We start from the raw sequence: 20099 nt of genomic DNA, 5'->3' as shown, positions 1-20099 counted from the left end.
CGCGCCCCTTTCTTAAGGCACTGGCAGCAGCGGCGGTTGTGAGATAAAAGCAGGATGCAAGCCTTCAAAACAATGTCCGGACAGGAAAATTCGATGATGCCCGATCAAGTTGCCGCGCGTTGCGCACTGGTCCTGGAGACCAACAACCTGCGCGGCGGAGCGGATGCCGAAGCCGCCGCAAGCACCAGCCTGCAGCGCCTCGTCGCCCTGCTGGCGAAGCAGCAGGTGCCGCTCACGGCCCTCGCGCAGGTGGTTATCACGCACGACGGGCTGAACGCCGCATCGTGCGAGGCCGTCGCTGCGCTGGCGGGCCGCCCCATCGACTTCGTGCGCATCGACGCCGCCACCGGCTACTACAACGCCAAGAACGTCGGCTTCGCGGCCACCGATGCGGCGCGCTGCGACCATGTGGTGTTCGCCGACGCCGACTGCCTGCCCGACGACGACTGGCTGCTGCAGATGCTCATGCCCTTCACGCGCGGCGCCGATGCGCCCGCCGTGGTGGCCGGCCGCACGAGCTACGCGGCCAACATCGTGGGCACCGCGCTCACCACCATCGATTTCATGTACTTCCCCAACGCCGACCATGCGGGCGCAACAAGCAACTTCTACGCGAACAACGTGGCCTTCCGCCGCGATGTGTTCGAGCAGCACAGCTACCAGGCGCTCGATGGCGTGTACCGCGCGCACTGCCAGGTGCTGGGCATGCGCCTGAAGGCCGCCAACGTGCCCATCCACTACGCGGCCGCAGCGCACACCGAGCACCGTCTGCCCGACACGCGCACCGAGGCGCTCAAGCTGCGCTGGATGCGCGGTCAGGACACGTATTCGCTCACGCCGCACCTCTTGCGCAGCTATGTGTCGGCGCGCTGGCAATGGCTGGCGAAGAGCGGTCCGATCGGGCCGCTGTGCGTGCTGTTCACGCGGCTCGGGTTCAGCGTGCGCGCGCTCAACCACCAGGACCTGCCTCCGCTGCGCGGCCTGCGCTGGCTCGCGGGCGTGGCGTTGATCGTGGGCTTCTCGGCCATCGACATGCTGGGTGCCTTCGCGCGCGGCATCGGCCTGCACACGACCGGCCGCACCAACGCGGATGCGCAAGCGCTTTCCTACCATCGCCCGACATGAACAAGAAAAACATCCTCAGCCTTCTCGTGCTGGCAGGCGCGTGCGTCACAGCCGGTGCCGCCGACTTCACCGGCCGCGGCATTTTCAACTTCAAGTCCGACAGCGGCTGCCCCTTCTCCGCGCTCGCGGGCCCCGCCAACGAATGCAACCGCCTCGCGCTGGACGATGCCGACACGCGCGCCGCGCTCGACAGCGCCGCGCACACCATCCGCTTCGCCAACCCGCGCGTCTACGGCGAGAAGACCATCGTGGGCGATGTGCTGCTGCAGGGCTCGGGCCAGTCGCGCAGCACTGGCCAGCGCGTGCCATTGACTTTCCATGCGCTCGTGAGCCGCTCGGGCAACGAATGGTCTGTGAGCAGCCATGCGCACTCGCCCATTGGCGGCGAGTTCAGCGACATCAAGATCGATCCGTACCAGGTCGTGGTGATCGAGGGCAGCACCGAGCGCGTCGTGTTCACGCCGGCGCAGATCAGCGAGACGCTTTCCAAGCCTTCCATCGCCGCACGCCTCGCCAACGAGATCGTGCAGGTGCAGGACAACCGCACGGATGGCGCCACCGATGCGGACATCACCGTCGGCCTCGGCCTGAGCCGCGCCTCCAAGTCGGTGGCGCGTGCGCGTTTCCGCGCGCCATCGGCCAAGGGCAGCGAGCTCTCCGAAGCGATGCGGCAAGGCAACTGGTCGCTCGAACTGCAGGCGCTGAGCGGGCAGATCCCGCGCCAGGTGGTGCAGCGCGACCTGTTTCTCTATGGACTCGAATCGCAATCGCTGCTGCAGCCGCTGATGCAGCGCGGCTTCAAGAAGAACGAGAAGCTGGTGCTCGGCGCCGCGGGCGGCAAGGGCTATGTGCGCTACGACGGCCAGCAGCGTGAGTTCGCCGGCGCCGACGCATCGGCGCGCGCGTTCCTGCAGGACAGTTTCATCGGGCTCGTGCTCGGTTGGCAGCAGCAGCAACCACAGTTGGCCCCGGTGGCCAAGGCCAATGGACGCTGACGCTGTCTCGCCGGCCACCCCATTCGACTGCCTCGCGCCGCCGACGTTGCGCGGCTGGCCGGCGCTGCAGGCGCGGCTGGTGCACCACATCAAGCGCGCCGCCTTGCGCCAGATGCATGCGAGCCGCGCCGGTGAAGTGATGCTGTTGCGCCTGTACCTCGTCGGCGAGGAATCGTCCGAACAGGCGCTGCAGCGCGAGCTGCGCACCAGCGCGCCCGAGTGGCTCACACGCCAGCTCGACCAGCACCTGGCCGACGAGCAGTTGCATGCGCGCCTCTTCGCCGATGCCATCGTCGAGCGCGGCGGCACCGCGCAAGCGGCCGCATCGCCCGAAGAGGCGCCGCAGCCCGACTGGTTGAGCCAGCGCAAGCTCGGGCGCTGGCAGCGCCTCATCCGGCGCCATGCGCCGCACTTCGCGCACGGTGGCCTCGTGCCGGCCTATGCGATCGGTCTTGCCGCCGAGCAGATGGCCTCGCGCATCCTGCAGCGCCATTGCGCGCTGATCGGCCCGCAGCACGCGCTGCATCCGCTGCTCACGCGCGTGCTCGCCGACGAAGACCGCCACATCCGCCTGTGCAGCCACACGCTGCAGCGCTGCGTGGCGCCGCACGAAGAAGCACGGCTCGCGCAGCTGATGCGCGAGGTGCGCGACACCGAGCGCGGCTTCGGCATCACCGGCGCGCTGGGCATGTACGTCGCGGGCGTGGCCTTGCGCCTGCGCCCCGGCCGTGCGCGGCCGGTCGCCGCTTGAGAGGCAGAGAGGCAATCCGACATGACCGCTCATCCCCCGCAAAGGGCCCCACTCTGCGTTGCAAATGCTCGCCATAGCCCGAGCTATGGCGAGCATTTGCGCCTTGATTGGAACCCTTTGCAGGGGCTGCTCGGTCACGCCGAATTGCCTCTCTGCCTCTGAGTCCTTCGATGCCGCCGCGCATCGTCTACCTCGCGACCGCGGACGCGCGCGGCCACCTGATGCGCGCGCAGCTCGTCGCGCATTCGCTGCGCGCCGCGGGCGCCAGCGTTCAGGTGCTCACCACCTCCGACGAAGGCGCACGTTTTCTCGCCGGCTTCGGCATCGAGGCGCCGGTGCTCTCGCGCCACTACGCGGTGCAGTTCGACCGCGAACAGAACATGCTGCGCCGCGAGACCGACCGCAACGTGGCGCACTACGTGTTCCGCCCGGGTCGCATGCTGCGCGACATCCTGCGGCTGCGCGCGTTGTTCCGCGAGGCGGACCTGGTGGTGAACGACTCCTTCCACCCCGCGCTGCTCTTCATGGGCTGGATGCCGGGCTGGCGGCGCAAGGTGGTGCATGTGTACGGCGCGAGCCTGCGGCATGCGCTGGAGACCAATTTCAGCGGGCGCATGCCGGCATGGATGGCGGGCATCTTCGGCCGCATCGTCGCCTGGCAGATCGACCGCAGCCGCGCGCGCATCGCGCACGACTTCGCCTACGGCGCGCCGCAGGACGACGGCCGCGGCGGTCACCGGCTCGCCACGCCGGTGGCGGTGATGGGCGCCGACACGGAGGCGCACGACGACCTCGCACCGCAGGCCGCGGTCTACCTGAATCCGCATTTCCAGGAGTCCGCGCTGGCCGACGGCCTGGAGCGCGGCTTGGCCGATGCGCGCGTGCCGGCGCACCTCGTCGGCGAAGGCTATGCGCAGCGCGCAGGCTGGCATGCGCAGGACGAACACTGGATCGAGATGGCCGCGCGCAGCGCCTTCATCGTCTCGGCGCCCGGCATGGCGGCGCTGTCGATCGCGGCGGTCTACCGCAAGCCGATCCTGCTTCTGTTGACCGACCAGCCCGAGCAGGCGATCAACGCGCAGCGTGCTGCGCACCTGGGCCTGCACCATCGCATCGTGGTGTGGCAGGGCCGCACCGGCGACTTCGCGCGTGCCGTGACGACGGCCGCGAGCGAACTGCTCGCACTCGCGGACAGCGGCAATGCCCACCAGGCGGCACAGGAAGGGCGCGAGGCCGCCATCGCACGCCTGCAGCACTGGACGGTGCTGCTCCACGACCTCGCTGCTGAAAAACCTACCCGGTAACCCCGCGCGCCGAATCGCGCAGTGCGCGGAACACGCGGGCCAGCGCCCGCACCGGCCGCATCTCGGACCACTGCACGGGTGACGACACCGTCGGCGGCATCGAGACCACGCCCCGCGCGGTGCGAAGCGACACCTGCAGCTTCCTGAGCGTGAAGCCCGGCGCCGCGACCGCACGCCGCCCGTTGCCGCGGGCCGCATCGGCTACGACGAACTGCAGCACCAGGCACTTCCTGCCGGCCGTGGGCTGCACCTCGAACACCAGGGTGCGCCGCTTTGCGCCCGTGGTGCAGGAGCCGGGCAGCACCACGCCATCGAACATCGCGTGGACGCTCATGGCCTTGAGATTGCAACGGTAGTCGATGCGCACTTCGAGGCGATGCGGCTGCTGGCGCGAGAGCGTTTCCGCCAGCGACGGCAGCGGGATCACCAGGCACGCCGACTCGCCGACGCTCTTCGCGCCCTCGGCATCGGGCGCCGACCAGCCGTGGCTCAGCCAGCCCGCGGCAGGGCTGCCCGGATGAAACAGATACGGACGGCTCAACTGCAGCTCGGCCACATCGCGCAGGCCGCGGCTCTGGTCGTCGAAACCCCAGCGGGTCATGAAGGCGCGGTCGATGGCGGTGGCGGGCCATGCGGCGACATGGCGTGGCGCCGTGTCGGCCGTGTTGGCCACTTCGGCCATGTCGGCGATGCCGCAGATGGCACTCATGAAATCCATCGCGCCGAGTTCGGGGCCGACCGGTATCCATGCCGAGCACGCCACCGGCAGTTGCCCCGCCGCATTGCGGTCTGCACGGATCAGCGCATGCGCGGGCTTGCGAAAGTAGCGCGCCTCGGTGAGCACGCTGGACGACAGGCTGGCCGCGAAATGCACGTTGGCCGCCGACAGCAGCGCATAGGTGTTCTCTCCGGTCCATGCCACATTGGGAATCGCCCGCGCAACAGGCGCGAGGTCGTGCAGCGCGGGCTCGTAGGGATGCGGCTTGATCACCAGCAGGTCGACACTGCGCGCGAGCTCGCGCAGCGGCGCGACCACGCTCGCCGGGTGCATCGTGCGCCCGCCGCTCACCAGCGACAGGTCGACCAGGCTCTGGCCGAAGAAGAGCCCGATGCGAAGCCGCGGATCGAACAGCGCCGGTGCGCCGTGCCGCGCGAAGTGGCCCTTGAGCACGGACGCGTGGTTCCAGAACACCTCTTCATCGACGCGGCGCGCCTGCAGCGCCGCTGCGATGACCGCATCGTTCGTGCGCGCGCAGAAGTGCAGGTGCTCGGTGAAGCGGCGCGGATCGATCTCGATGTCCAGGTAGCTCGCGCCGCTGCGTGCAATGCAATGCTGCAGCGCCGGCGTGAGGCCCCAGCCGATCACCAGGCAGCCGGGGTCGAAGGCCGGCAGGCCCTCGCGGCCGTGCACCGGCAGCAGGTCGGCGATGCAGGCGCGGGCCCAGCCGGCGGGCGTCGCGGGCAGATCGAGCCGGGCCATGAGGCGCGCCACGTCGATGCGGCCGCCGCCTTCCAGGGGCGCCATCTCGCGCATCGGCAGGCCCAGGCGGCCGAGCGATGAATCGAAAAAACCCCGCAGGAATCGCCGGTTCGCGGCGTGGTACGGAAGACCGTTGGCGGCGGAGCGAAAGAAATCGTCCGCGAAGATGACGTGATTGAACCGGCGGGTTGTCATTGACTGGGTGCGAGCCGGCCTGCCCTGTGCAACCCGTCCGCGCGACCTTTCCATGTGCGAGGCGCCAATCTAGGCAGCCACTCTTAGTACAGAGTGAGAACGGCGGCGCGCTCGCGCAAAGTTCGTGCAAAGGCCTCGTGAAGGGGTCTGAAACGCTGCCCGTTAATCAGTCGAGCGACAGGTTGAGGCTCTTGATCAACGGATGCCAGCGCGCCATTTCGTCGCCGATGAGCGCTTCGAACTGCGCCGGCGTGCTGCCCACCGGCTCCACGCCGAACTCGGCGAGCTTGCGCAGCACCACCGGGTTGTGGATCGCGCTGGCCACCGTCTGCTGCAGCCGCGCCACCAGCTCGGGCGGCGTGCCCGCGGGCACCACCAGGCCCATGAGCGCGGCGGCCTCGATGCGCGGCATGCCGAGCTCCGCGAAGGTGGGCACCGCGGGCAGCTGCGGCAGGCGGGTGGCATTGGCGACCGCGAGGGCGCGCGCCTTGCCGCCCTGGATGAACCGGTGGGCCGCGGCCAGGTCGCTCATCATCGCGGGCAGTTGCCCGCCCGCGAGGTCGGCCAGCGCGGGCGCGGCGCCGCGGTAGGGCACGTGCACCATGCGCAGCCCGGCCTGGCGCTGGAGCAGTTCCATCGCCAGGTGCTGCACGGTGCCAGTGCCGGCGGAGGCGAAGCTCACCTTGCCCGGAAACGCCCGCGCATCCGCGATGAAAGCACGCGCGTCCTTCACCCCGCTCGACGGGCCGACCAGAAGCACCATCGGCAGCCGGCCCAACAGCGTGACCGGCGCGAAGTCGCGCGCCGGGTCATAGCTCAGGTTGCGGTAGAGCGCCGGGTTGAACACCAGCGTGCCGTTGTCGGTCGAAAGCACGGTGTAGCCATCGGCCGGCGCGCGGGCCGCCTCGATGGCACCGAGCGCGGTGTTGCCGCCGGCGCGGTTCTCGATCTGCACCGGCTGGCCGGTGTCGATGGCGAGCTGGGTGCCGAGGGTGCGCGCGACGATGTCGGCGATGGCGCCCGGTGGGTACGGCACGATCCAGCGGATCGGCTTGGACGGGAAGTCGCGCTGCGCTTGCACTGCCCTGCCCGACACGGCCGCAAGGGCCAGTGCCGCAAGCTTGCGTCGGGACAGACCGGGCATCAGCTCACGCGGCGCGGCTGGTTTTGAGGCCTTGGCCTGCGGCCCACGTTGCGACGTCTTCGCGTTTGATCGCGGCAGCCATCAACCCCGGAAATGCGTCGGGCGTGCACGCGAACGACGGCACGCCGAGCGCGGCCAGCTTGGAAGCCAGGTCGCGGTCGTAGGCGGGCGCGCCCTCGTCGCTGAGCGCGAGCAATGCGATGAACTGCACGCCGGCTTCGACCAGCTCGTTGGCGCGGCGCAGCAGGTTGTCTTCCACACCGCCTTCGTAAAGGTCGGAGATCAGGATGAGGATGGTGTTGCGCGGCTCGCGCACCAGGCTCTGGCAGTAGCCGACCGCGCCGTTGATGTCGGTGCCGCCGCCCAGCTGCACGCCGAACAGCAGGTCCACCGGGTCCTGCAGCTGCTCGGTCATGTCGACCACGGCGGTGTCGAACACCACCAGCTTGGTCGCCACCGCGGGCAGGCTCGCCATGACCGCGCCGAAGATGCTCGAGTAGACGACCGAGGCGGCCATCGAGCCGCTCTGGTCGATGCACAGGATCACCTCGCGCTGCGGCTGGCGCGCCTTCCGGCCGTAGCCGACCAGCGTCTGCGGCACCACGGTGCGGTATTCGGGCTGCCAGTGGCGCAGGTTGGCGCGGATGGTGCGGTTCCAGTCGATCTCCGAATGGCGCGGGCGGCGGTTGCGCTGGCTGCGGTTGAGCGCGCCGCTCACGGCGCTGCGCATCGGCTCCTCGAGCTTCTTCATGAGCTCGTCGACCACCTTGCGCACCACGGCACGCGCGGTGTCCTTGGTGCCGGCCGGAATCACGCTCGCGAGCGCCACGAGGTTCGCGACCAGGTGCACGTCGGGCTGCGCGCTCTCCAGCATCTCGGGCTGCAGCAGCATCTGGCGCAGGTTCAGGCGCTCCATCGCATCGCGCTGCATCACCTGCACCACCTGGCTCGGAAAGTACTTGCGGATGTCGCCGAGCCAGCGCGCCACGCTGGGCGCCGAATCGCCGCGGCCGCCACGCTGCCCGCCCTGGCCGAGGCCGCGCCGGCCATCGGCTTCGTAGAGCGCGGCGAGCGCCTGGTCGATCTCTCGCACGCGGCCCTCGACGGCGCCGCAGCTGGCATTGGCTTCGCTGCCCAGCACGAGCCGCCAGCGCTGCAGGCGGTCGGTGGGTGGCAGTGGTGCTTCTTCAGCGTCGGCGGGGTCCTGAAGATTCGCGCTCATGGAGTCACCTCTGTGCTTGTATTGCTCCCTCTCCCCTTGGGGAGAGGGCGGGGGTGAGGGTCAGCGACGACAGCAAAGGCGGTGCAGATGCGAAGGCTCATGCCCTCACCCCAACCCTCTCCCCAGAGGGAGAGGGAGCAAGAGCCAACGTTCATGCTTTCACTCCCAGCAGTTCCCGCAGCAGCGGCAGCGCGAGCACCGCGCGTGATTCATCCCACTCGGTGGCGGCCACGGCGGCCGGCAGCGTGCCGCCGACCGCGCCGCGTTTCGCACGCTCGCCGAGCGCGCGCCGGTCCGAACCCGAAAAGTCCGCGAAGCTGCGCCGCACCAGCGGCAGCACCTGCACGAAGTGTTCTTCGCCGAGCCCCGCAAGCCAGCGGTCGACCAGCGACCAGACGGCTTCGTCGTGCAGCAGCACCATCGCGTTGCGGTTGAGAAAGCCTTCGAGCCACGCGGCGGCTTCAGTCGGCGGTGCGCCGGCCGAAAGGTTGCGCGCGAGCTGCTGCGAGGCGCCGTCGCTGTCGATCTGCGCATCGTCCAGCAGCAGCCGGCAGCTCACGCCGCGCAGCAGCGGCGCGCCGGTTTCGCCGAAAGCGATGGAGCGCAGCGCGGCGCGCCAGGCGGCGGTGGTTTCTTCGCCGTCGCGCAGGCGCACCGCATCGTGCGTGGCGATGAGCCGGGTGCGCAGCGCCTCGGCGGCTTCGGCATCGAGCGCGCCGCAGGCAATCGGCAGGCCGATGGCGCCGCGCACGATCAGGCTGTCGAGCACGTGGGAGAGCAGCGCGCTGTCGGTCTGGCGGACGCTGCCGTAGCGGAACACGTTGGCCAGCGGCGGCACCGCGCCGATGAGCTGCACCGCGTCGCCGGTGAGCGCGGCACGGTCTTCGAGCGCGCGAGTCACGGCCTGCACGGCGACCGGCAGGTCGGCGAGCAGCACGATGTCGACCTGTTCGGCCAGCGCCGTGAGCGAGGTCTCCGCAGTCAGCCCTTCCATCACGCGCGCGCTCGCGGCATGCGCCACGGTCGCGCCGAAGCGGCTGGCTTCGATGATGCGCAGCGCGAACTCGGGCTGCCATTGCAGCTGCCACACCTCGTGGAAAGTGCCGCGGCTCGCGCGCTGGCCGGCGGTGATTTCGCCCCATGGCAAGTCGAGCAGCCGCAGCCGGTGCAGCAGGTGGCTGCGCGCAAGGTCGTTGGGCTGGCGCAGGTCGAGGTCGAGCGTCTTCGCGGTCGCCTCGGGCTTGAGGCGCAGGCTTTTCTGCGCCTGCTCGATGTCGCGCTGCAGCGGCACGGTCGGCACTTCGGCGGGCACCTGCCCCATGCGGTCGCCGACGGTGAGGCGCTGGTGGATCAGCGTGAGCGGCGCCTGCTCGCCCATGCAGATTACGCTGCGCACCGCCTCGTCGAGCTCGGGCAGGCCGGGCGCGGGACGCTCGCGCAGTGCAGCGAGCGTTTCGGCGAGGCGCGTGGCTTCGATCAGGTGGGCGGAAGAGCAGTCGAGGTCGTGTTCGCGCAGCAGCCTTGCCGCGCGCGCGAGCCAGCCGGTCGTGCGGCCGGCCACTTGCTCGCCTTGCTGCCACAGGTGCTCGTACCAGCCGGGCGAATCGATGCCCGCGCCGTAGCCGCTCGCGCTCGTGAGGTGGCGATAGGTCCACGGCACCCAGGTGGCGAGCACCTTGAGCTTGGGCAGGCCCTTGAGCAACGCGGCGTCAGCCTTGGCGGTGACCGTGCCCTGCAGCGCGGGCACGTGCCAGGCGCCGCAGACGACGGCGATGCGCTGGTGACCGGCCTTGACGGCTTCGCGGATCGACTGCCGCATGAAGGCTTCGCGCAGTTGCTCACGCTCCATCGCGCGCTGGCCGCGGCGGTCTTCGGGCGTTTCGGCGCGCACGGCGGTCATCGCTTCGGCGATGGCGCCGAACAGGTCTTCGCCGTCGCCGCGCTCCTCGACCATGTGGTTCCACCAGCTCTCGCCATCGGCATAGCCCGCGGCGTGGGCGAGCCAGTCGAAGGGGTCGTCGGGCAGTGCGTTGGCGGCCTCTTCCTGTTCGGGCGCTTCGACCGTTTCGGCGACCGGCACCTTGTCGGTCTCGTCGTCGTCGAGCGGCGTTTCGACTGGTGCTTCTGCCTCGACAGCCTTGGCCTCGTCGGCCGCGCGCGCCGCCTGCTCGATGGCCATGCGATGCGCCTGCGGCAGATCGATGAAGCGCGTGGGCAGCGCGTGCTTCACGCCCCACTGCAGCGCCTGCCACTCGGGCGAGAACTCGGCGAAGGGATAGAAGGCGGCCAGGCGCGTGTCGTCGTTCGCATGCACCAGCATCGCGACTGGCGGGCGGAGGTCCGCATGCGCCATGAAGGAAAGCAGGCCCTCGGCCTCGGGCGGGCCCTCGACGAGGATGCAGTCGGGCTGCAGCGACTCGAAAGCGCGCAGCAGGCTGCGCGCACAGCCGGGCCCGTGGTGGCGGATGCCGAAGTAATGCAGCGGTGAGGCCATGGGCTCAGAGTTGCTCTCGGCAGGCGCGGTACAGGTCCTTCCAGTCGGAGCGTTCCTTCACCACGGTCTCCAGGTATTCCTTCCACACCACGTGGTCCTGCACCGGGTCCTTGATGACCGCGCCGATGAGGCCCGAAGCCACGTCGGCCGAGCGCAGCACGCCATCGCCGAAATGGCCGGCCAGCGCCATGCCGCTGTTGATGACGGAAATGGCTTCGGCCGTCGAGAGCGTGGAGGTCGGTGACTTGATGCGCGTCTTGCCGTCTTCGGTCTGGCCGTTGCGCAGCTCACGGAAGATCTGCACCACGCGGCGCACTTCCTGCAGCGCGGGCGGCTCGGCCGGCAGCGCGAGCGCGCGGCCCAGCTCGGACACGCGCTTGACCACGATCTGCACTTCTTCTGCTTCGCTCGCCGGCACCGGCAGCACCACCGTGTTGAAGCGTCGCTTGAGCGCGCTCGAGAGTTCGTTCACGCCCTTGTCGCGGTTGTTCGCGGTGGCGATCACCGAGAAGCCGCGCACGGCCTGCACCTCGCTGCCGAGTTCAGGGATGGGCAGCGTCTTTTCCGACAGCACGGTGATCAGCGTGTCCTGAACGTCGGCCGGGATGCGGGTGAGCTCTTCGACGCGCGCGATCTTTCCGAGGCGCATCGCGTGCACCAGCGGGCTCGGCACGAGTGCCTTTTCCGACGGGCCGTGGGCCAGCAGCTCGGCGTAGTTCCAGCCGTAGCGCAGCTGCTCTTCGCTGGTGCCGGCGGTCCCCTGGATCAGCATGGTCGAGTCGCCGCTCACGGCCGCGGCCAGGTGCTCCGACACCCACGACTTGGCAGTGCCCGGCACGCCGTAGAGCAGCAGCGCGCGGTCGGTCGCGAGCGTGGAGACCGCGATCTCCATCAGGCGCGAATTGCCGATGTACTTGGGGCTGACCTCGAAGCCGTTGGCGAGCTTGCCGCCCATCAGGTAGGTGAGCACGGCCCAGGGCGAGAGTTTCCAGTTGGCCGGGCGCTGGCGGTCGTCGACCTTCTGGAGCGCATCGAGTTCTTCGGCGAATTGATGTTCGGCATGCTGGCGCAGGACATTGCTCATGGACGGCCTTGGGATGAGGAAGAAGAAGAGGAAGAAGTGGACGAAAGACGAAGGGTCGAGAACAGCTGGCGCGCACGCACGATGCGCGCGGTGTCGCTCAATGCGCTCGCGAGGCCGGGGCTTTCCTCGGCGGCGCGCGGCAGGTCGGCCAGCAGGTGCAGCGCATCGGCATGCAGCAGCGCGGCCGCGTTGCCGAGCACCTGGCGCAGCACGTAGTCGTTGACGAGGTCGCCGCGCTCCACGCGGGTGCGCAGCGCGCCCGCAAGCTGGAGCGAGAGTTCGGCCGATGGCGTTTCACCGGGTGCGCAGGCCTGGTCGGCGAAGGCGATCACGTTCTGCACGCCGCTGTCCGCCAAGCCGAGTTCGATCACCCAGTGGCGCTCGCGCCGTTCGCGGGGCAGCAGCGCCAGCAACTGGCCGACCCAGGCGCGCTGGCTGTATCGGGTGTGGTGGTGGTCGAGCATCGCATCGCCCCAGTCGACATTGGCCGTGGCGAGGATGGCTTCTTTCCAGCCGCGGAACAGGGCATCTTTCCAGTCGCTCTTCTCGGCCCAGCCGAGCAGCGCGGCAGGGGCCATGCCGGTGTGCGTGGTCCACCACGAGAGCGGCGCTTGCCGCACCAACTGGTAGAGCCACCAGGCGCGCTCGCCGAGGCTGTCGTGGGTGGGGCGCACGGGGTCGATGGCGTCGTCCTTCCAGCGCGGGTCGGCGGCCTCGGGGGCGTTCAACTGCCAGACGCCGCCCACCTGCGACAGCAGCGGCGCGAGGAAGGCTTCGATGCGCTGCACATGGGTGCTGGCGGGCAGGCGCTGCAGCAGCTCGACAGCAGCCTGGCGCACGTCGCGGGCGCGGTCCTTGAGCTGGGCGTCGATCAAGACTTCGTCGTCGGGGCCGATATTCCCGGCCAGCGCGCCGAGCAGCGCGGCGCGTTCCTTGGCGGGGAGTTGCGGCAGTTCGGCGGCGAGGCGCTCGCGCGCGGCGGCGGGGTCGCTGCGGCGTTGTTCGACCAGCACCGCGCGGCGTTGCTCGAGGCTGCCTTCGTCCCAACGCGTCTGCGCATCGGCTTGCTCGCTGGCGCCGACGGCGTAGCGCCAGTCGTCGTTGCGCGCGGCGAGCCAGAGGCCGCGCTCGCCGAGCGCCGGGATCACGGAAGGCCGCAAGTCGATGGCGCGGCGGCCGGCGTCGAGTGCGGTGGGCAGAAGGTTGTGGGGGAGGCGCAGGCCCGCGGCAGTGACCGCGGCGAGACCTTCGTGCTGCAGGCGCAGCGGACCGCTTGCCAGCGCATCGGCGATGGCAGCCTGCAGCGCAGGATCGTTCAGCACGGGGCGTTCATCCGCGGCGGCAATCGGCGCATCGGAGGGCGAGAGGCCCGGCGCCACGAAGCCGGCACGGCGCCCGATGGCGACGGCGCCTGCGACGCGCAGCAATTGGCCTTGGGCGTCGCCGGACTGGATCGCCTGCAGCAATCCGCCGAACTCGCCCGCCATTGCATCGGCCGCCGGCACGGGCTGGCGGGCGGTGCCGACCAGTGCGCTCTGCAGCAGCGTGTTCCAGTGACTCATTCGATGACCTCCGCGCTGCGCGCTGCGGTATTCGCCTTGGGAGCGGCCCGGCGGCTCATGCGCGCACTCCAGCCAAGGTCCAGACCGGCGCACTCCCGGCCGCTGCACCCGACGCCCAGGCAGTGAGCGGCGCGAACTGCTCACCGTCCCATTCGCCGAAGACCCGCAGCGGCGCGCCGCCCGAGTGCGCGAGCAGTTGCCACGCCTCCTGCGTCGCCAGTTGCATCGGCAAGGCCTGCGGCGCGGCGTCGAGGCGCAGCCACCACTGGTCGCCGTGCCGCGCGGGAATGGCTTCGCCCCACGCCATCGGCAGCAGCGGTTGCCAGGGATTGGCGGCGATCTGTTGCGCCATGCGTTGCCACTCGTCGGGGGTATCGGTTGCCGGCGCAGTCGATGCAGGCGCGTCCGCCAGAAGCTCGGCCACCAGCGCGCGCTGCGACGCGTGGCCCGGATAGAAGCACAGCACCGCGGCGCGCTCGCTGCCGCTGACCCAACCGGTTTCGAAACCGCGACCGCCATGCGAGTAGTCGAGCAGCAACGCGCGCCGCCCGCTCGCGCGGCCCTGCAGCCACACATGGCGCTCGACCAGCTTCGCATCGCGCTCGTCGGTGCATTGGCCCAGCACGAGCCAGTGGTCGCTGATGCGTTCGCCGTCCGCGAGCAGGCCTTCGCGGTCCTGCGGCCATCCGAGCGCGATGCGCAGGTCGGCCAGCGTAGCGGGCGAGAGCGATTCACGGCGCGGCACCGCATCGACGATCAATTGAAGACGCCCGAGCCGGTCGAGCAGGCGCGCCGGCCAGCCTTCGCCCGCGCCGATGAGTTCGGCCGCCTGCGTGATGCGCTGCCCGAGCCCCGGCGCCTGCGCATCGACCATGCGCGCGGCCATCGCGCCCCAGGCCTGCTGCTGCTCGCTGCCGAGCGCGGCGAGGCCGCGCTGGGTCTGGTCGTCGAGCCAGCGCGCGAGCTCCTGCACGCCGGCCTCGATGCGCTTCCAGCGCTGCGCGTCGCGCTTGGCGGCCGCGGCGGGATCGGGCGCGGCCGCAGGTTCGGCGGCGCGCGCTTCTTTCTTCTCGGCCTTGTCGCGGCGGGAGGCGATCCACTCGGCCACCCACGGCGGCGGCGCGGCGGCGGTGAAGCTGGCGCCGTTTTGCGCGCGCAGCAGCATCAACGCGAGGCCGTGCTTGCAGGGGAACTTGCGGCTGGGGCAGGAGCAACGGAAAACGGGGCCGGAGAGATCGACCTGCGTCTGGTACGGCTTGCTGCCGCTGCCCTGGCATTCGCCCCAGACGGCTTCGTCGGAATACCCGAGCGTGGGCCACTTGGCCGGCGCGAGCAGGCCCTTGGCGGCCTTGGCCGACGCATCGTCGGGTGCGAGTGCCAGGACGGCTTCTGTGCTGAGAGTCATCGGGGCACCCTCGCGCCGGTCCGCGGCGCGGATGAATGGAAAGACGCGGCCATCAGGGCGCGACGGGATTGCCCGGCGTGCCGAGGCTGCCCGCCGGAGCGGCGGCAGCGGCAGGGGCCGGTGTGCTGTAGGAAACGCGCACCGCGGGCGGTTGCTGCTGAGGTGCGGGGGTAGCGACCGGCCGGGTCACACCGCCTTTGCTGACCGTGAGCGGCGCGGCCGTCGGAACCAGCGCCACGGGCGCGGCACCAGTGACGCCGGACGTGCCGGAAATCGGCACCGTGGCCCCGACCGCCGCCGTGGTGACCGGTGCGGCGCCGCCCGCGGGCGCGTACCCCGGCTTGCCCTCATTCGGGTCGTGCAGCACCACGCTCTTGCCCACGCCGACGCCGGTGCCGATCGGCCCGATGCCGACGCCGACACCCACGCCCGCGGTGCCGGCCACCACGCCGGTGTTGTTGACAGAGACGCCCGCACCGAGCGGGCCCCAGCCGGTGTTCAGGCCGACGGAGAAATTGCCGTCCTTGGTGGCACCGAGCCCGAGCGAGAGCCCGGGCACCAGCGGAATGCCGATGTGATAGTGCGAACAGCCGCTCACCAGGAGCATCGCCAGCAGCGCCGCCGGAACGACCGCTGCTGCGCGAAGGGTGCGCGGCCGGGTCGTCACACCAAGAGCGCGTTGACGCGCCTCACGTAGGCGGCAGGATCTGCCGGCAGCCCGCCTTCGGCGAGCAGCGCCTGGTCGAACAGGATGTTGGCGAGATCCTCGAAGTGCTCGGAGCTCTCGAGCTTCTTCACCAGCGCGTGCTCGGCGTTGACTTCGAGCACCGGCTTCAGGTCGGGCGCGGGCTGGCCGGCTTGCTTCAACATGCGCGCGAGCTGCGTGCTCATGCCGCCGTCCTGCACCACGAGGCAGGCGGGCGAATCGACCAGGCGGGTGGTCACGCGCACGTCGTCGGCCTTGTCCTTGAGGGCTTCCTTCAGGCGCTCGAGCAGCGGCTTGAAGGATTCGGCGGCCTCTTCTGCCGCCTTCTTCTCGGCCTCGTCCTGCAGCTTGCCCAGGTCGACCGCGCCCTTGGCCACGCTCTGCAGCGGCGTGCCGTCGAACTCGGTGAGGTAGTTGAGCGCCCACTCGTCCACGCGGTCGGTCATGAGCAGCACCTCGATGCCCTTCTTCTTGAAGACCTCGAGCTGCGGGCTGTTCTTGGCGCCGGCCAAGGTGTCGGCCGTGATGTAGTAGATCGCGTCCTGGCCGTCCTTCATGCGCGCCTTGTAGTCGGCCAGGCTCACGGTCACGGCGTCGCTGGTGCTGGAGGCGAAGCGCAGCAGCTTGGCGATGCGATCGCGGTTGCCCATGTCCTCGCCCAGGCCCTCTTTCAGCACCGCGCCGAACTCGGCGTAGAACTTGGCGTACTTGCCCGATTCGTCCGCCGCAGCGGCGGCGGTTTCGGCGGCGGTGGGCGCGTTCTTGTCGACCACGTCCGTCACCGCTTCGGTCGGCTCGGGAGCCGGCACCGATTCGCCCGAGCCCACGTCGATCTTGCCCTCGCCACTCTCGGGCGAGGTCTTCTGCTTCTTCGCCAGGTCTTCCAGCATGGAGAGCACGCGCTTGGTGCTGCCCTCGCGGATGGCCTTCACGTCGCGGCTTTCCTGCAGCAGCTCGCGGCTCACGTTCAGCGGCAGGTCGGCCGAGTCGACCACGCCCTTCACGAAGCGCAGGTAGTTCGGCAGCAGCGCCTCGGCGTCGTCCATGATGAAGACGCGCTTGACGTAGAGCTTCACACCCGCGCTCTTGTCGCGGTTCCACAGATCGAACGGCGCCTTGGCGGGGATGTAGAGCAGCTGCGTGTACTCGGTGCTGCCCTCCACGCGGTTGTGGCTCCAGGCGAGCGGCGCCTCGTAGTCGTGGCTGATGCTCTTGTAGAACTCCTCGTACTGCTCGGGCGTGATGTCCTTCTTGGGACGGCTCCAGAGGGCGTTGGCCTTGTTGACCGTTTCCCATTCGCCGGTCTTCACCATGTCGCCGGGCTGATCGTTCTCGCCTTCCTTCCACTCTTCCTTTTCCATGAGGATCGGGAGCGAGATGTGGTCGGAATACTTGCCGACGATCTGCTTGAGCTTCCAGGCGTTGAGGTATTCGTCGGCATCGTCGCGCAGGTGCAGCGTGATGCTGGTGCCGCGCTCGGCGCGGGTGATGTCGGCCACCTCGAAGTCGCCGGCGCCGCCGCTGACCCAGCGCACGCCCTGGTCGGCCGGCAAGCCGGCGCGGCGCGATTCCACCGAGATCTTGTCGGCCACGATGAAGCCCGAATAGAAGCCCACGCCGAACTGGCCGATGAGCTGCGCGTCGGCCTTCTGGTCGCCGCTCAGCTTGCTCATGAAGTCCTTGGTGCCGCTCTTGGCGATCGTGCCGAGGTTGTCGATGGCTTCCTGGCGCGACAGGCCGATGCCCTTGTCGGTGATGGTGAGGGTGCGGGCGGCCTTGTCGAACGAGAGGCGCACGTCCAGCTCGGGCTGGTCTTCGTACAGCTCGGGGTGGTCGAGCGCCTCGAAACGCAGCTTGTCGCACGCGTCGGACGCGTTCGAGATCAGCTCGCGCAGGAAGATTTCCTTGTTGGAGTAGAGCGCGTGCGTGACGAGGTGCAGCAGCTGCGCGACTTCGGCCTGGAAGGGGAGTTTGGTGTTGGAGGAGTCAGCCATGAGAGAGAGAGAGAGAGAAATGTCGAAATCGAAAAAATTCTAAGTCGGCGCGGCGACCGAAGACGACGCAGCGCCAACTTCTTCAACTAAGGGTGCAGTGTTCGAAAAACAACGATTGAGCGGGTGAACGCGCGCAGCTTTCCACGGTTGGCTCGGAACAATTTGGCAGCGATCTCCAAAATGTGAACTTTTGCATCATATAAGTTACCGAAATTAACATTTGTGAATTACTCTCCGCTCCCTGTGATTGCAACCGGGGCCGCACTGCCCAAAGGAACGGAGATGTTGTTCGATGACGAGCGTGGCACCGTCGATTGCCGCCGGCCCGGCCGGAATGCCGTGGCGCCTCGTCGTCGCGCGGCTGGCTGCCGGCTGCGCGGCCATGCTGGCCTGCCTTGGCCTCGGCCTTGCCCGGGCCGAGACCAGCCCGACCAAGGCGGCCGCCGTGCCGTCCATCGTGGCTGATGCCCGCATCCAGCCCATGGACCGCGCCCAGGCCGAGCAGGCACGCCTGAAGGCGCTCATCGAGGCCGCCCCCAAGGCTTACCAGGACAACTTCATGAGCGCGCCGGAAGCCGGCGCCGCATCCGCCGACGACGCCACCGGGGAGGCCGAGCAGCCGCAGGGCTTTCGCGCTTGGCTGGTCGAAAGCCGCATCGGCTTCGGCGATTCGAAGGCTTCGGGCTACGGCCGGCAGCGCGCGACCGAGTTCGGCCAGCGCCTCGAATACCGCCAGGAAACGCTCAATTACGGGGAGTTCGTGCTGCAGGCCGATGGGCGGCATCTGAGCGGCAACAGCCTGGCGAGCGGCAGCAGCATCGGATCGCTCGGCTACGCACGGGATGCGAGCAGCGGCCGCATCACGCTGCGCAACCTCGGCTTTCCGATCACGCCCGAGACCTTCGCCGACAGCGCGGTGGGCGACATCTACAGCGAACTGACCGAGGGCCTGGGCCGCAATTACCGCCTGTCGCTCGGCAGCACCACGGTGCGCGGCGCATCGACGCGCATCTTCAACAACGGCACCGACCTGCGCGCCGGCTTCGGCGAACGCGGTGCCCTGACCGGCGGCCCCTATCCCGGCTTCGAGAAGAGCCAGGGCACGCTCGGCTGGCTCGGCCTCACGCAGCGCCTGGGCGACAAGTGGTTCGCCGCCGCGCAGGTGGATCAGGCGCGCGACATTCCGGCTTACTACATCGACCCGCTCACCGGCCAAGGCTTCGGCGCGAAGAGCGTCACGAGCTGGGCCACGTCGCTGGGCTATGGCCGCGAGGTGGCGCAGAGCGGCGACTTCAAGGTCCGCGCCACGCTCCTGGGCAGCCGCATCAGTTCGCAGACGCCTGGCGTCGCCACCGGCGATTCGCAGGGGTTCTTCGTCGAGGCGAGCGCACGCACGGGCCTCTATCGCCACGAGTTCGGCGCCTACACCGCAAAGCCGAACCTGTACTTCGGCGACTACGCCGTGGCCACCGGCACGCGCGGCGCCTACTGGCGCGTGGACCGCAACACGAGCCGCATGAGCTGGGGCGGCGGGCTCGACCACGAGCGCGCGCAGCCCGACGCCAACTTCAATCTCTCGGGCTACAGCCGCACCGGTGCGAACGGCAATTTCCAGTACCTGTTCGACCGCAACACGTCGGCCGGCGGCAGCGTGAGCGTCTACCAGACGCGCTATGAAAAGGCCGAGCGCGCATCGGCCAGCAGCGGCAGTGCCGACTCGCGCAGCCTCTATGGCAACGCCTTCTACCAGACGCGTTTCTTCGACCTGCCGCGCAGCCGCCTGAGCCTCACGGTGCGACGCAACGAGCTGATCGTTCTCGGCGACCAGGCCGCCACCGGCCAGGAAGTGCAGTGGGAGCAGGACTGGGTCGGCGGGCGCTACGAAAACATGCGCCCCGAGCTCACCACCACCCTGGGCTACGCGCACGACAAGAGCGGCGGCGTGGCGCGCAACTACCCCACGGCGGGCATGCAGTTCCGCTACTGGCTCGCCAGCAGCTTCAACATCGCCGGCAACCTGCGCTACACCTCGCAAAGCGGCGGCCTTTACACCAGCCGCGGCCTCTCGGGCTCGCTCACGGCCGAGAAGGAACTCGCCAAGGGCTGGCGCCTCGGCTTCGCGGCCAGCTTCAACCAGGCGCGCGCCGCCGTGGTGCCGACGTCGATCTCCGGCCCGCAGCTCTACCGCAGCAACGACAAGACCGCCTATATCTACCTGCGCTGGGAGGGCAGCGCGGGCGCCGCCTTCCAGACCGCCGGCATGCGCGGCAACGGGACGGGCGCGGGCGGCGGCAGCGTGGCCGGGCGCGTGTTCTTCGATGCCAATCGCGATGGCGCGCAGCAGTCCGGCGAAGGCGGCGTCGCCAACATCGAGGTGCAGCTGGACGGCCGCTACCGCACCACGACCGACCGCGACGGCCGTTTCGAATTCCCGCTGGTGACGACCGGTCGCCATCAACTGACGCTCACCCTCGACAGCGTGCCGCTCCCCTGGGGCGCGGCCGGCGACAGCGGCGTGAGCGTCAATGTTCCCTTGCGTGGCCAGGCCACCGCCGAGATCCCCGTGGTCAAGGTGGGCGAATGAGCGACGTGTTTTCCCCGGTCTTTTTTCGTGTGTCTCCTTTCATCTTTCTCAACC

The 20099-nt window shown here is 69.5% G+C and carries 14 protein-coding genes; 5 read left to right on the top strand and 9 right to left on the bottom strand.

Annotated elements, in window-relative coordinates; genetic code table 11:
- Nucleotides 1-93: 93 nt before the first annotated feature.
- The 4 genes from QF040_RS26805 (at nt 94) to QF040_RS26790 (ending at nt 4175) form a co-directional block, all read left to right on the top strand.
- The gene (locus QF040_RS26805) at nt 94-1125 is read left to right on the top strand and encodes a glycosyltransferase (protein WP_429613527.1); all 1032 of its coding nucleotides are present in this window, start codon (nt 94-96) and stop codon (nt 1123-1125) included.
- A complete protein-coding gene (locus QF040_RS26800; RefSeq protein WP_429613526.1) occupies nt 1122-2120 on the top strand; it encodes a hypothetical protein in 999 nt (332 codons plus the stop codon). The genes QF040_RS26805 and QF040_RS26800 overlap by 4 nt, the downstream gene beginning before the upstream one ends.
- Nucleotides 2110-2871 carry a hypothetical protein gene (locus tag QF040_RS26795; RefSeq protein ID WP_429613525.1) on the top strand — a complete coding sequence of 254 codons (762 nt, stop codon included), beginning with the start codon at nt 2110-2112 and terminating at the stop codon, nt 2869-2871. Before QF040_RS26800 ends, QF040_RS26795 begins: the two co-directional genes overlap by 11 nt.
- 170 nt (nt 2872-3041) lie before the next feature.
- Nucleotides 3042-4175, top strand: coding sequence for a hypothetical protein (locus QF040_RS26790; RefSeq protein WP_429613524.1), 1134 nt, complete (start codon nt 3042-3044; stop codon nt 4173-4175).
- Here the strand turns inward: QF040_RS26790 and QF040_RS26785 are convergent.
- The 9 genes from QF040_RS26785 to htpG form a co-directional block, all read right to left on the bottom strand.
- A complete protein-coding gene (locus tag QF040_RS26785) occupies nt 4165-5850 on the bottom strand; it encodes a hypothetical protein (protein ID WP_429613523.1) in 1686 nt (561 codons plus the stop codon). The genes QF040_RS26790 and QF040_RS26785 overlap by 11 nt on opposite strands.
- A gap of 166 nt (nt 5851-6016) precedes the next feature.
- Nucleotides 6017-6994, bottom strand: a complete 978-nt coding sequence (locus QF040_RS26780; protein WP_429613522.1) for a Bug family tripartite tricarboxylate transporter substrate binding protein — start codon at nt 6992-6994, stop codon at nt 6017-6019.
- Between the two features lie 4 nt (nt 6995-6998).
- Nucleotides 6999-8216 (bottom strand): VWA domain-containing protein, encoded by a 1218-nt coding sequence (locus QF040_RS26775; protein ID WP_429613521.1) that lies wholly within the window; start codon nt 8214-8216, stop codon nt 6999-7001.
- A 151-nt stretch (nt 8217-8367) separates the two neighbouring features.
- Entirely contained in the window at nt 8368-10710 is a 2343-nt protein-coding gene (locus QF040_RS26770) for a DUF5682 family protein (RefSeq protein WP_429613520.1), read from the bottom strand.
- Between the two features lie 4 nt (nt 10711-10714).
- Complete coding sequence (locus QF040_RS26765; RefSeq protein ID WP_429613519.1) at nt 10715-11794, bottom strand: ATP-binding protein; 1080 nt, start codon at nt 11792-11794, stop codon at nt 10715-10717.
- Nucleotides 11791-13356 (bottom strand): DUF5691 domain-containing protein, encoded by a 1566-nt coding sequence (locus tag QF040_RS26760; protein WP_429613518.1) that lies wholly within the window; start codon nt 13354-13356, stop codon nt 11791-11793. Before QF040_RS26760 ends, QF040_RS26765 begins: the two co-directional genes overlap by 4 nt.
- 55 nt (nt 13357-13411) lie before the next feature.
- On the bottom strand, nt 13412-14761 hold the full coding sequence (locus QF040_RS26755) for an SWIM zinc finger family protein (protein ID WP_429613517.1): 1350 nt from the start codon (nt 14759-14761) through the stop codon (nt 13412-13414).
- A 52-nt stretch (nt 14762-14813) separates the two neighbouring features.
- Entirely contained in the window at nt 14814-15428 is a 615-nt protein-coding gene (locus QF040_RS26750; protein WP_307646480.1) for a hypothetical protein, read from the bottom strand.
- Nucleotides 15425-17461: a molecular chaperone HtpG gene (gene htpG / locus QF040_RS26745; protein ID WP_429613516.1), complete on the bottom strand. Its 2037-nt coding sequence runs from the start codon at nt 17459-17461 to the stop codon at nt 15425-15427. The genes QF040_RS26750 and htpG overlap by 4 nt, the downstream gene beginning before the upstream one ends.
- A 292-nt stretch (nt 17462-17753) precedes the next feature.
- Here htpG and QF040_RS26740 point away from each other — a divergent pair, with 292 nt between their 5' ends.
- Nucleotides 17754-20045 (top strand): SdrD B-like domain-containing protein, encoded by a 2292-nt coding sequence (locus tag QF040_RS26740; RefSeq protein WP_429613515.1) that lies wholly within the window; start codon nt 17754-17756, stop codon nt 20043-20045.
- Nucleotides 20046-20099: the final 54 nt, after the last annotated feature.

Origin of the sequence: Variovorax sp. W2I14 (assembly GCF_050435205.1) — a bacterium.
GTDB classification, from domain to species: domain Bacteria; phylum Pseudomonadota; class Gammaproteobacteria; order Burkholderiales; family Burkholderiaceae_C; genus Variovorax; species Variovorax paradoxus_C.
The sequence above is the reverse complement of the archived record's forward strand: the minus strand, read 5'-3'. Positions and strand labels throughout refer to the sequence as shown.